This is a genomic window from Mesorhizobium sp. ORM8.1 (genome assembly GCF_053005525.2).
Map to the genome: position 1 here is coordinate 2,442,341 of NZ_CM132600.1, position 13,262 is coordinate 2,455,602.

General features: G+C 57.3%; 8 protein-coding genes and 4 pseudogenes. 6 read left to right on the forward strand and 6 right to left on the reverse strand.

Annotated features, from left to right (window positions below):
• Positions 1-115: 115 nt before the first annotated feature.
• Positions 116-580: an Lrp/AsnC family transcriptional regulator gene (locus tag ACVDG8_RS12545; RefSeq protein ID WP_447254975.1), complete on the reverse strand. Its 465-nt coding sequence runs from the start codon at positions 578-580 to the stop codon at positions 116-118.
• Between the two features lie 180 nt (positions 581-760).
• Between ACVDG8_RS12545 and ACVDG8_RS12550 the strand changes: the two are divergent.
• A pseudogene (locus tag ACVDG8_RS12550) lies at positions 761-1,003 on the forward strand (IS3 family transposase); the annotation flags it as partial.
• A gap of 703 nt (positions 1,004-1,706) precedes the next feature.
• Here the strand turns inward: ACVDG8_RS12550 and ACVDG8_RS12555 are convergent.
• Positions 1,707-2,876: a M20 family metallopeptidase gene (locus tag ACVDG8_RS12555; protein ID WP_447254976.1), complete on the reverse strand. Its 1,170-nt coding sequence runs from the start codon at positions 2,874-2,876 to the stop codon at positions 1,707-1,709.
• 853 nt (positions 2,877-3,729) lie between these two features.
• On the opposite strand from ACVDG8_RS12555, the gene ACVDG8_RS12560 reads away from it, so the two are divergent.
• The 5 genes and pseudogenes from ACVDG8_RS12560 to ACVDG8_RS12580 all read left to right on the forward strand — a co-directional run.
• Positions 3,730-4,908, forward strand: a complete 1,179-nt coding sequence (locus ACVDG8_RS12560) for a M24 family metallopeptidase (protein ID WP_447254977.1) — start codon at positions 3,730-3,732, stop codon at positions 4,906-4,908.
• Between the two features lie 313 nt (positions 4,909-5,221).
• Complete coding sequence (locus ACVDG8_RS12565; RefSeq protein WP_447257318.1) at positions 5,222-5,644, forward strand: N-acetyltransferase family protein; 423 nt, start codon at positions 5,222-5,224, stop codon at positions 5,642-5,644.
• 91 nt (positions 5,645-5,735) lie between these two features.
• Positions 5,736-6,086, forward strand: coding sequence for a helix-turn-helix domain-containing protein (locus ACVDG8_RS12570; protein WP_447254978.1), 351 nt, complete (start codon positions 5,736-5,738; stop codon positions 6,084-6,086).
• 229 nt (positions 6,087-6,315) lie between these two features.
• Positions 6,316-6,987, forward strand: a complete 672-nt coding sequence (locus ACVDG8_RS12575; RefSeq protein ID WP_447254979.1) for a transposase — start codon at positions 6,316-6,318, stop codon at positions 6,985-6,987.
• A 426-nt stretch (positions 6,988-7,413) separates the two neighbouring features.
• Positions 7,414-7,607, forward strand: a pseudogene (locus tag ACVDG8_RS12580) (transposase domain-containing protein); the annotation flags it as partial.
• A 310-nt stretch (positions 7,608-7,917) separates the two neighbouring features.
• Here ACVDG8_RS12580 and ACVDG8_RS12585 read toward each other — a convergent pair.
• From ACVDG8_RS12585 to ACVDG8_RS12600, 4 genes and pseudogenes are all read right to left on the reverse strand, one after another.
• A pseudogene (locus tag ACVDG8_RS12585) lies at positions 7,918-9,584 on the reverse strand (ABC transporter ATP-binding protein).
• Positions 9,584-10,408, reverse strand: a complete 825-nt coding sequence (locus tag ACVDG8_RS12590) for an ABC transporter permease (protein WP_447254981.1) — start codon at positions 10,406-10,408, stop codon at positions 9,584-9,586. The pseudogene ACVDG8_RS12585 and the gene ACVDG8_RS12590 overlap by 1 nt, the downstream one beginning before the upstream one ends.
• Positions 10,409-10,418: 10 nt before the next feature.
• Positions 10,419-11,378, reverse strand: a complete 960-nt coding sequence (locus ACVDG8_RS12595; RefSeq protein WP_447257319.1) for an ABC transporter permease — start codon at positions 11,376-11,378, stop codon at positions 10,419-10,421.
• An 11-nt stretch (positions 11,379-11,389) separates the two neighbouring features.
• A pseudogene (locus tag ACVDG8_RS12600) lies at positions 11,390-12,974 on the reverse strand (ABC transporter substrate-binding protein).
• Positions 12,975-13,262 lie beyond the last annotated feature (288 nt).

Here is a 13,262-nt window from a genome sequence, read left to right on the forward strand (position 1 = left end):
CGGAATGCCAAACAGCCGGACGCCACCAGTATTTTGCTTAACGCTCGGGAAGGTAGGCGATTTTAGGCCATCTACTCGTTGTTTTAGAATTTTGTCCTGCGCAGGCGATCGTGATCTAGTCTTCAATCGGTAGAGCGAAGGACGATTTAATTCGGTCCATTACCACCATTGTCTTGGAGCCCTTTATATCGGAATGTTCGTGAAAAAAACGGCGAGTAAACTCTTCATACTCGGCCATATCACGAACGGAAATTGTAAGAACGAAGTCGGCTTCACCCGTCACATAATATGCGCTCATGATTTCCGGCGTGCGCCGGACCGCCTGCTTGAAGCGGTCAATTATGTCCGCGCGATCGCGCTCAAGGCTAATTGAAGTCAGCATGATCAAAGGCCGACCAACAGCTTTCGGCGAGACTATGGCCACATCAGCCTCGATTACACCGGACTCACGCAGTCGCTTCAATCGCCGCTGACACGCGGTGGCAGACAGGCCGGCAATTTCGCCCAGTTCTTCTGTCGTGAGGCGATTGTTGCGCTGCACGGCGTTGAGAAGTTTGCGATCAACTTTATCCAAATCCATAGATGACAACTCCAAATCCGCCATCTGCGCAGAAAACCTGCGTCTTGGGTTGAATATACGCTTGATCGGCGGTGATCAAGATTCAAATTCGGTCTCATCCGTGCCGTTGTCCGGACCAGGGCGGTTGAGACGTTTGCGGATCGGTTGTTTCCAAAGGGCACCACAGATCACATACCGGACAACGGACAGGTCGAATGGATGAACCGCACCATCAAGGAAGCCACCGTCAGACGCTCCACTACGATAGTCACGATCAGCTCCGAGGCCACCTCGCCGACTTCATTGCAGCCTACAACTTCGGTCGCCGCCTCAAGGACCCTCAAAGGCCTCTCACCCGTCGAGTCCATCTGCAAACAATGGATGATCGAGCCACAAAGGTTCAGGCTCAACCCTCTCCATCAAATCCCGGGACTAGACAGTTAGTTCCTAGTGGGTGGCCTGCCCGAATAGAGAGGTCGCGCGGCATTGAATAGCGAAATCAAGCCTGGCCTGCCGGTGACGTCCATCGTCCGGATGTAGAGGCGAAAAATCTCCGAAGCGACATCCGGCAGACGCTTAATTCGAAAGTGAATCCTTCGCCTTTGATAAGCCCAAAGAAGCTCGACCGTCTCGCACCTGCGCGTATCAGGTCGGTGTTTGCGTCGAACCGGGCAGACGGTCGGCCGTGTTCTGCTCGAAGCTGAGCGTCGGGAAAGATGCCCCCTGCCAAGCCTTGAATCGTGTCGTTGTAACGCCCATTGCTTGACTATCGCTCGTAGCGACAGACAGCGAATACTTTTATCTGGACAAACTATGCTCCATGAAAGTCGGCGACAACCATCACCGCCATGAAATAGGCGTTGCGGTCGGAAAGTGCTCTGCCGCCGGGACGCCAACCGGCGGCCTGCGAGATGGCGCACTGGCAAGCTCCCGCTCGTTGTCGCTATATTTGAGCATCATCGGTGTGATGTCGCAGTTACCGCGTCCTAAAATTCTTGATTCTCTCCCACCAGCTCTGTGACGATGGTCCGTTCCACAAGCACGTCAAGTCGTTTCAATTCTGCCTCGACATCATATCATAACGCAACTGATCTGCCGTGATGTGGACAAATAGTAAGTTTTACTTTCTACCATGATCGCAAGACCGTCAGTAGCTGAGCATAATCTTCCGATATATTTCGACTGCCTTGATGAGCTGATCTATTTCAACGAACTCCCCTTCCGTATGTGCCTGGTCGGTGCTCCCGGGTCCAAGGACAATGCACGGAATCCCGACCAACGATAGTTGGCTTGCATCTGTGCCGCCGGGAACTCCAATGAGGTCCCCAGTCCCGGCCACGTCAGCACAAGCCGCTGCTGCTACCGCTGCGATTTTGCTCGACTCGGAACTGGGCGGAGCTGGATCCTCCAAGGCGGGCAGCAACGACCGCACCTTTATCTTGTCTTTACCCTGGCGGAAAGTTTCCAATATGTCTTCTACCTCTTGTATCGCGTCTTGCGGCTGCTCTCCAGGTACGAGGCGTCGATCAACCCAAATGCGGCATGACGGCGGCACAGTAGTTAATTCTATGCCTCCTTCGATAAGACCGACGGTCAGCAGTGGAGGACCAACCAATGGATGCCTACGAGCCGCCAGGGTCCGATGATAATCATCCAGAGCCAGTACTATCTTAGCCATACTGGTGATGGCATTGACACCGAGATGGGGCCTAGCGGTATGTGCCGCCACGCCCTCAACCTCGATTTGCCATCGCACGGAACCGGTATGAGCCACAACAACTTCTAACTTGGTTGGTTCACCACACACCGCGGCGTCATAAGAAACACCTGACTGAGCAATAGCGCGAGCGCCAATTTTGCGCCCCTCTTCATCAATGCCCCCCGATACGACGATAGTGGCGTTGGGTTTTCGATCGCCGAGCGTGCTTAGCGCGATCAACATAGCCGCAAGCGACCCCTTAGTGTCGCAACTACCTCTACCATAGATTCGCCCATCTCTTTGCTCTCCCGAGAATGGGTCTCCATCCCACTTGGTCACGGGAACGGTGTCCATGTGGGCGAGGAAAAGGATGCGCTTGTAGGGATCCTTGCCCGGAACCCAAGTCAGAATATTTGCCCGGCCATCCACGACTTCCTGGATTTGAAATGGAAGATTTCGCTCGCTGCAAAAAGCCATAAGAAACTCTGCAACCCTTTTTTCTCCGCTTCCCTGAGGCGACAACAACGGGTTGATGCTCTCAATTTTTATGAGCTCCTGTAGGAGCGTTACGGTTTCATCCGACACGTTGGAAGCTTGACCCAGTAACTTTTTCGACATTAGTCATCTCCCGATATGCAAAGCAGTAATTGTAAATTTTGTCTGATTGGCGCCCTTTATTCACAATGCAGCGAACCGAAGCCTACCTGTTAAATTCGACATACCATGGGTACGCAAAAGTCGACCTGTCGTTAACGCTAAATTTGAGCCTGAACGCGCACATGGTGACCAGAACAAACCTTCATCGACGGAAGCGCTAGCGTCCCTTGGCCCGCTAATTTAAAAGGAGCCGGCCGCAGATTTGATGCGTATTTCTCGGATGTCCGCAGGTTGCCGGCAAAAAGCCCCTGGTTGGCACAGATTCGCAGCGATATTTCCGAATGCCCCGAGACCATCGCCTTCAGTCCACTTTATTCTTCGGCAAAGGGCTGATCGCCTAGGCGCGTTGTAAGGGTGATATTCGGGCTGTCCTTGATGATGTCGAAGTACGCATCGGCACCTGTTAGAGTGCTTTCAATGTCGCCTTTCGGCGGTTGAATTTGGTGATGCAGCGGGCCAGAACGCACGCCTGCGCAAGCCAATTGACGCTAACTGCAATGCCGAACCTGCGGAACTATCGTCCCGCTGTCGCACCTGAAGAGACACCTCCGACCAGCAACGAAGGGGCACGCTCCAGTCTTCCAGTGGTCGAGCATGTTGGCGAACAACCCTGCACACGACTGGCGCAATCCCGAGTGAAGGAGACTTGCGCGAGGGTGTGAGGATGCGGTGCACAAAAGGAGCAAAAACGCAGGTTTTCCGCGGCACTCAGGCAGCTTTCGTGGGGGACGACCGCTTGATGCGTGCTACGAAGGCACAACAGACAGCGAAAGTTGCCTGGTCGTATCAAAACTTAGCGAAGGACGACCACGAAATGAAATTCGAGAAACCTTTCCCTCCCGTTGAGTTTCGTCGTCGTGTGCAAGACGTCAAGCAACGCATGGAGACAGCAGGATTGGATCTGCTAATCTGCCAAGATCCTGCGAATATGTACTGGCTTACTGGCTACGATGGATACTCGTTCTACGTGCCTCAAGCGGTCTTAGTGCACCTTCAATGGGACACACCAATCTGGTTCGGGCGGTTCATTGATGTGAATTCTGCCCATATTACCACGGACTTACCCGCTGAAAATATAAAGTCATTTTCCGACCACCGTCTTCAACATTCTGAACTGCATCCGTTCGATGATCTGTGCGAGCTAATCAATTTGCGCGGGTGGGGGTCGGATCGCATTGGCGTTGAGCTTAACGCACACTACTATACAGCTCGCGCCCATCAACATCTCGTTAAAGGCCTCCCGAATGCAAAGTTCTCCGACAGCCGAGAATTGGTGAATTGGTCAAGACTAATAAAGTCTGACGCTGAACTCGTTTATATGAGAGAGGCAGGTCGACTCGCAACTCATACAATGCAGAGCGCAATCGCAGCCTTAAAGCCTGGAGTACCTCAACATGACATTGTAGCAGAGGTTTACAGTTGTCAGACACGCGGTGTAGACGGGAAGTACGGAGACGCTAGCGCTCCCCCTCTTATTCAGACCAACGAACAGACCAACGCTCCGCACCTTGGTTGGACGGACGAGCCCTTGCCAACTTCTGGCCTGGTACTCATGGAGTTTGGCGCGACGCGACGCCGGTATTGTGCGCCGCTGTGTCGAACGGTTCACATCGGGAAACCACCCGAAGGGGTCTCGCGCCTCGCCGATGTGATAGTCGAAGGTGGAAATGCTGTACTCGAAATGGCAAAGCCCGGAATAGTAGTCGAAGAGCTCAATGCCGTATGGCAACGTATCCTTACGCGCCATGGGTATAGCAAAATAGGCCGCTCCGGCTACTCGATCGGGCTCAACTATCCTCCGGAATGGGGCGAACGAACGGTTAGCATTCGCACAGGCGACAAGACTGTTTTACAGGGCGGAATGTGCTTCCATTTTCAGTCAGGAGTCAGGCTAGCTGAGTTCGGCGCGGCGATCTCAGAGTCATTCGTTGTCACCGAAAGCGGCGGTGAACGGCTGGCCGATGTTGATCGCCGGTTGATCGTTGTGGACTAAGGCCTGCCAGTGGGCAAAGATGGAATGGAACGGTAAGCGGAGCCACCCGGACGAGGTAAAACGTGACAACCCGCCGGTTCATCAAAGTCATGCTTTTGCAAGCTGTGTTCGGCGATGACCTCCCAAACATTTTGGCCTCGGGCGCCCATCTTCTTTTATAAGTCCAACGTCATCTCATTCCACGCCCCTGGCCGTTGAGATCGGGATAGGCGTGGAGAATGGAAGCCTTCTCGAATAATATCTAAGGACATTTCCCTACTTTAAGGTGAACCCTGTGGAAATCAGAGCTGTAGGTCCAAACGACTTTTCTCAAATGCGCAGGCTTTGTGATGAACACGCCGCTCTAGAAGGGGCGTTGATCACGGAATGTGATTTGAGTGCACATTGGCATTCGGTATTTTTTGGAGAACCTGCCCAGTTATTCGGTTGGGTTTGCGACGAAGGAGGTAGTTGTCATGACACGCTCAGAGGATACATGACCGCCTCGATCAGAGCCAGGACAAGATCTGTAAAACCCCACATTTATCTCGACTGCATTTACCTGCAACCCGAACTGCGGCGTTCAGGCATTGGGAGAGCAATGTTTACAGTTTTGGAGCAATTTGCCCGTCGAAGCGGATGCCAAGAGATCCAGTGGCAAACACTCCTGTCAAACGAGATTGGAAGTGCCTTTTATCACTCACTCGGCGCAGTCCCCATCATGGACCTAATGCGATGGAAACTCCCTATCAGCTAGTACACCTCGGCTGAAGTTACGACTCGTTGGGGTTCCGGCGGCGCGCATTTGGTGATTCACTTTGGGTGATTCGCAGCCTGAGGAGCACGCCATGTCGCGCCATTCTGCCCCACTCACGCTCAGCGCCGAGGAGCGCAGCGAGCTGGACCGCTTGATCCGCAGCCATTCGACACCCCAGCAACTGGCGCTTCGGGCGCGGATGATCGTGCTGGCAGCCGATGGCGTCGGCGTTTGTGAGACCGCACAGCGGCTGGGCGTGTGGCGCAAAGGGGTGAGCTTGTGGCGAGCGCGCTGGCTTGCGCATGGCGCGGGCGAGGCGGTCGCGGAACGGTTGCAAGACGCGCCACGCTCGGGAGCGCCGGCGACCATTACGGCGGAACAGACTTGTGCCATTGTCGCATTGGCGTGCGAGCGGCCGGATGCGGCGCGACAATCAACGTAGAGCTTCTCTCCCAGATTGTCGCGCTACAGGCCGGAGGACGGCGCGGTTCCGATCAGCCACTGGAGCGCGAGCGATCTGGCGCGCGAGGCGGTACGACGCGGCATCGTCACATCCATCTCGCCTCGGTCGGTGGGGCGCTTTTTAAAAAGAATCTGACCTCAAGCCGCATCTGGTTCGCCCTTGGCTCACGGCCAAGCCCGATCCGGACTTTGAAACCAGATGCATCGATGTGTGCAGCGTCTATCGCCGCGCCATCGCAGCCCAAAAGACGACGAAAACGGTGTCGGTCGACGAGATGACCGGCATCCAGGCGCTCGAACGGATCGCCCCTTCCTTGCCGATCAAGCCGGGCAAGGTCGAGCGATGCGAGTTCGAATATGTCCGCCACGGCACGCAAACGCTGATCGCCCACTTCGATGTTGTCACCGGCATGGTCGGCGGCTCGATCGCAAACACGCGCACCGAAGCCGACTTCGTCAGCTTCCTCGATGGCCTGTTGCGCACGGAAGCCCCGGCCATGCGCTGGCGCATCGTATGCGACAATCTCGACACCCACAGGTCGGAAGGCGTCGTGCGGCTGGTGGCGCGCCAGTGCGGCATCGATGAAGCAACGCTCGGCCGCAAAGGGCACGACGGCGTCCTTGCAAGAAAGGCCAGCCGCGCGGCGTTCCTCAGCGATCAGAGCCATCGCATCACCTTCCACTTCACCCCCAGGCACGCCTCCTGGCTCAACCAGATCGAAATCTGGTTCTCCATCCTGGTGCGCAAGCTGCTGCGCCGCGCCAGCTTCACCTCCACCGCCGATCTCAAAGACCGCATCGAGCGCTTCATCGACTACTTCAGCAAGACCATGGCAAAGCCATTCAAATGGACCTGGGCCGGCAAACCCTTGACCGCCTAACCAATGCGTCAAAACTTCCACCGAGGTGTACTAGTGGTTTTCACTTAACAGAAGAGCCCGAACGGCTGATCAAGGCTCTCAATGGGTGGAAGGCGTGGTTCGTGACGACGTACCGCCGCGACCCGCTCGCGTTTGAAGGAGGAACAGTCCGAGCTGGCTACTGAGGTCACCTGCCCCAAGGCGACGAGTAACATCGATCATGGGTATGCCCGCTGTGCTCGCCGTGTCCCCCACGTTGCTATCACGGCGAAGAGCATTATCAAGTCCCGGCAACACTTCCGGAGGCCGGCGTAGCGGCGTCGGTGATGCGCCGGACCGCGTCGCTTACTTCGAAAGGAGGCCTTGTAGCACGAGGCTAGGCATGAATGTCTTGCGAACAGCTTCATCGTCATGCGGCTGCCGACGCCCGGCGGACCAGGTCCTTAATGGTGTGCCGACGACGGCGGTGGCGAGCACTGGGCGACCATCGCCTCGCTCGTAGAAACCGCGAAACTCAACGGCGTCGATACGCCTACCTCGCCGACGTCATCACCCGCATCGTCGCAGGCCATCCGCAAAGCCAGCTCGACGACCTGCTGCCCTGGGCCTATGCCCCCGCGCCACTCAAGGCCGTGGCCTGAGAACAGCGGCTACGGACAGCCCGGTCGCCGGCCCATCACTTCCTGTGTGCCGCCCGAGAACATATGCCGTCATGGTTCCGAGGTCATCGGAGGCGACCCGAGAGTCTCCAGCTGAGGGACGAAATCGGGTGCGTGACCCCACTTCGTCCAGGAGTTCGCTGCGCTACTTGACCCGCGGCGGCATCGCGCCGGCGACGACGGCGATTAAGAGCCACGTGCGGAATGTCGGCACCAATGAGTTAGCAGCCTGCACCGACTGCACAGCACGTGATTAATATCGAAGATTTCATGCCGGCACCCAAGCAAACCCTTAGCGCCCGGCGCTTTCCATGCGGCGACCGCTAATCGCGTGCTCCAACCAGCCGATCTCCATTTGTGGCACGGACGATAGCAGGAGGTCGGTATACGCATCGAATGGCGGCGTCAGCACTTGCGTCTTGGGACCGTAGCGGACGACTCCGCCCCGATACATCACCGCGATCGAATCGGCAATAGCCTTCACCGTCGCGAGGTCATGCGTGATGAACAAGTAGGCCACGTCCTCGATCTTCTGTAGGCGAAGCAAGAGCTTCAGCATACCATCGGCCACGAGCGGGTCGAGGGCGCTCGTCACCTCGTCGCAGATGATGAGCCTTGGCTTGGCTGCCAGCGCGCGCGCGATGCAGACTCTCTGCTTCTGCCCGCCCGAAAGCTCCGCAGGATACCGGTCGATAAAGCCTTTACCCATTTCAATCTCGTCCAGTAGTTCGGTGACCCTGGCGTCGCGCTCCCGTCCACGGATCCCAAAATAGAGTTCGAGCGGCCGGCCGATTATAGTTCCGACCGTCTGGCGCGGGTTCATCGCCACATCGGCCATCTGGTAAATCATCTGCAGTTCGCGAAGATCATCCTTGGATCGGTCGGCAAGCTTGGGCTTGAGCGTGCGGCAGGCGAAGGTGATGCTTCCGGCGATCGGCGGCAGCAGACCCGTGATGACGCGAGCAAGAGTTGATTTTCCTGAGCCTGACTCACCTACGACAGCGAGCGTCTGACCGGGATATACCTCGACCGAGACGTCCTGCAAAATCTTCACAGTACCACCCCCGTAGGCAGCCGTGACGTGCTCCACCGAGAGGAGCGATTTGTCGGTCGGCCTTTTTCCTTGTGGTCGATGGAGCGCACCGAAACCAGCGCTTTGGCGTAGTCCGTGCGCGGCATTTCGACAATCTGTCGTGTTTCTCCGTGCTCAACCGTCTTACCATCACGCAGCACCATGATCTCGTCGGAGACTTGAGCCACCACGGCAAGATCGTGCGTGATATAGAGCGCTGCAACCCTCGTGTCCCGGATCGCGTCCTTGATGGCTGCTAGAACGTCGATCTGCGTCGTCACGTCGAGAGCCGTGGTCGGCTCGTCGAATACGATCAGATCGGGTTCGGAGCAGAGGGCCATCGCCGTCATGACACGTTGCAACTGACCGCCAGAGACTTGATGTGGGTAACGGCAACCGATGTTTTTGGGATCGGGCAAACCGAGTTTCGTGAACAGAGCGAGCGCTCGCTTTTCCGCCTCGGCTTTGCTCGCAACGCCATGCAGAAGCGCTGCTTCGACAACCTGGTCCATGAGCCGGTGCGCGGGGTTGAACGCAGCGGCAGCTGACTGCGCGACATAGCAGACGGCTCTGCCGCGTACCCTGCGCAAATCCTGGACGCCCGCCTTTAGAATGTCGCGGCCGTTGAGGAAGACCTCGCCGCCGGTGATCCGGACGCCACCACGGCCGTAACCCATGGCGGAAAGGCCGATGGTCGACTTGCCGGCGCCGGATTCGCCGATAAGTCCCAGCACCTTGCCTCGCTTCAGGGCCAGCGACACGCCATTGACGATGGTCACGTTGTGTGCCTTCTCGCCCGGCGAACAGACCGTCGCTTCAAGCTTGAGGTTGCGGATTTCGAGCAGGAACCCGCTTTCGCGCTGCGGCTTTGTTTCAGACTTGACCATCAGTCGCGCCCTCCCTTGAGGCTGCTGGTGCGCGTAAGCATCCAGTCGGCGATAAGGTTGACGGAGATCGCCAGGGCCGCGATCATGGCAGCCGGGACGAGGGCGGCAGGAACTCCGAAGACAATGCCGTCGGTGTTCTCCTGCACCATGCCACCCCAATCAGCCTCTGGGGGCTGCACACCGAGTCCTAGATACGACAGCGCAGATAGAAACAGCACGGAAAAGACGAATCTTAAACCGAGTTCCGCCACCAGCGGCGACAGCGCGTTGGGCAGAATCTCGCGAAAGATGATCCAGCCGAGACCCTCACCGCGCAGCTTAGCTGCCTCCACGAAATCCATAGCGTTGATATCGACCGCTACCGCCCGCGCGAGGCGGTAGACGCGGGTCGAACTCAGAACCCCCATGACCAGAATGAGGGTCATGTTGTTCGCGGGCAGCACTGCTAGAACGACTAGACCGAATATTAGCGTCGGTATCGACATTAGGAGCTCGACAATGCCTGACACCATCATATCCACCAAACCGCCCAGGACAGCCGCCGCAAAGCCGAGGACAGCGCCGAGCGAGAAGGACAGGGCGGTAGCCATTCCGGCGATAAAGATAGTTGTGCGTGCGCCATAAATCATGCGTGAGAGCAGGTCTCGTCCGAGATTGTCGGTTCCCATCCAGTGCGCAGATGACATAGGTTCCCAGACGTCGCCGGCGATCTCTCCATTGCCGTAGGGGGCGAGCCAATGCGCAAACAGCGCACAGGAGACAAAGAGGCTAGTCAGAACTAACCCGATCCAGGCTGAGATCGGGACGCGCTTGAGGTCGAGCACCAGCCCCTCCTTATTTCGGATGACGAAGTCGCGGGTTGGCGATTATCGCGCCAACGTCCGCGACGATGTTAAGCCCGATGTAGACGGCAGCGAAGATCAGGCCGACCGCCTGCACCACTGGCACGTCCCGCTTGGCAACATGGTCGACCAAATATTGCCCCATGCCCGGATAGACGAAAACTACCTCAACCACCACGACGCCGACCACCAGGTACGCTAAATTGAGCATGACCACATTGATGATGGGCGCAACCGCGTTCGGGAGAGCATGTTTGCGGATAACATTAAAGGCAGAAATGCCTTTGAGCTCGGCAGTCTCTATATAGGCCGACTGCATCACGTTCAGGATCGCGGCACGTGTCATCCGCATCATATGCGCCAGTACCCCAAGAGCTAGAGTGGTGACCGGCAGCACGATCACCTTTAGCTTTTCCAGAAAGGGCATACCGCCATAGACGGTCGAGATCGACGGGAACCACTGCAGCTTCACGGAAAAGAATAGGATAAATATATAACCGATGAAGAATTCAGGCAGCGATATCGTGGCAAGCGTGGTCGCCGAAATCAGCTTGTCGATTGGACCATTGCGATGGCTCACCGCCAGCAGCCCCAGCATGATGGCGAGCGGAACCGACACCACGGCCGCCCAGAAGGCGAGAAATAGCGTGTTCCACAGCCGCGGAATCAGTGTCGCGGCGATCTCCTGTCGCGTCGTTAGAGCCCTGCCGAGATCGCCGGTCAAAATCCCACCCAACCACTCGAAATAGCGCAGAATCGCCGGATCATTGAGGCCGAGCTCATGACGCAGATTAGCGAGCGCCTCCGGCGTTGCCGCCTGACCAAGAATAGACTGCGCTACATCCCCTGGAAGGATCTGGGTGCCCGCGAAGATCATAACGGATACCGCGAAGAGAAGGAGAATGCCCAGCGCAATACGCTGCGCAACCAACCTCAGCACAGGCGAGCCCACAAGCACTCCGCTCACGCCTCGAGCCAGCATTGCTCTAATGCTTTAGCCATACTGCCAAACACAGGGTCCTTGACGAACCCCTTCACCCCCGGCGCCGTCACGTCGATCGATTGGCTGAACATCGGCACGATCACGCCTCCCTCGTCGCGAACGATGAGGGCCATCTCGCGATACAGATCCTTGCGCTTGCTCTGGTCGAATTCGGCGCGCGCCTCGATGAGCAGCTTGTCAAACTTATCGTTGAAAAAGTGCGTGTCGTTCCAGGGCGCTGTCGACGAATAGACGGTCGAGTATATCTGGTCCTGCGTCGGTCGACCGTTCCAACTACCCATCACGAAGGGCTGCTTGTTCCAGACATTCGCGACGTAGCCGTCGCTCGGCTCCCGCTTCACCTCGATGGTGATGCCCGCCAAGGCACAGCTCTGCTGAAACAGTTGGGCAGCATCGACGGCGCCAGGGAACGCCGCCTCGGACGTCCTGAGCAGGATCGGCCCGCTGTGGCCCGATTTCTGATAGTGGAACTTGGCCTTATCCGGGTCGAAGGCGCGCTGCTCGATGTCCTCGGGGAAGAGCTGGTAGGAGGCATTGATCGGGAAGTCGTTGCCGACTGTCCCGTAGCCTCGCAGAATCTTGTCGACCATTTCCTCGCGGTTCATGGCGAGCTTGAGGGCCATTCTGAGATCGTTGTTGTCGAAGGGCGCGGTGTCGCAGAACATGTTGAGGTTACTGTAGCCACGCCCCGAAACGTTCTGGATGGTCACACCGGGCACCCGCTTCACAAGGTCGACGACCTTCGGGGAGACCTGATCGATCATGTGGACCTGGTTGGCTTGCAGGGCAGCCATACGCGCGGTAGCGTCATTGATGACGATGATCTCGACCTGATCGGCATGGCCGAGCTTGTCGCCTTGCCAGTAGTCTTTGAATTTTTCGCCGCCGTGCCGCACACCCGGCTCGTTGACGGTGACCTTGTAAGGGCCGGCGCTGATGCCAGCGGCAGGATCATCCTTGCCGCCATTGGGCTGGATGATCAGGTGATAGTCTGTCAACAGGTAGGGCAGATCGACGTTGGGCTCTTTGAGCGTGATCACGACCTCGCCGCCATCAGCCTTGAACGATTCAAGCCCTTTCAAGACGCCGAGCGCGCCGGATTTCGACTTCTTGTCCGCATGCCGCCCGAGGGTAGCGACGACATCCTGCGCAGTCACTTCCTTGCCATTGTGGAACTGGATGCCTCTGCGGATCTTCATCGTCCAGGTCTTCGCATCTTTTGACGCGCCGATTTCCTCGGCGATCCGGTACTCAATGGCTCCGTCGGGAGTCATCTCGAGCAGCATCTCGCCCCAACATTTGCTGAACACGATAGGGATGTTGCTGCCAATGGCCGCCGGATCCAGACTGTCGGTCGCTTGGCCGCCACCGAGGCCGGCTTTGAGCGCGCCCCCGAATCGGCCCCTGGGCCCGCGCGGCGCTCGCCAGGAGCGAACTCGCGAACGCCGCTGAGACGCCGAGCGCCGTCGCACGGCCGAGAAATTCACGTCGGCTCAACCATCCCGCAGCAGCGCAGCGGCTGAGGTACTCCAACTCCTGCGACATCAAGTCCTCCACGATCTTAGCACCGACATTGCGGCCTGATTCAATTTTCGTTCCCTATGTACAACGTGAATTGTAATTCGGCCGGCCGGTCGCCTTTGAGCAAATACTCCCCTAATAACGCCGGCAAACAACGTTTTTCGCGCATGTTACGCTGCAACGCACCGCGGGGTGCCTGAATTTCGTCTGGTTTACGGCTCCTGCACCAAACCTCCTCACGCGAGTCCGATCTGTCGCTATGCCGGCATTGGTTCGACGACCTGTAGATTCCGTGCGGGCCTCCACCTGGAT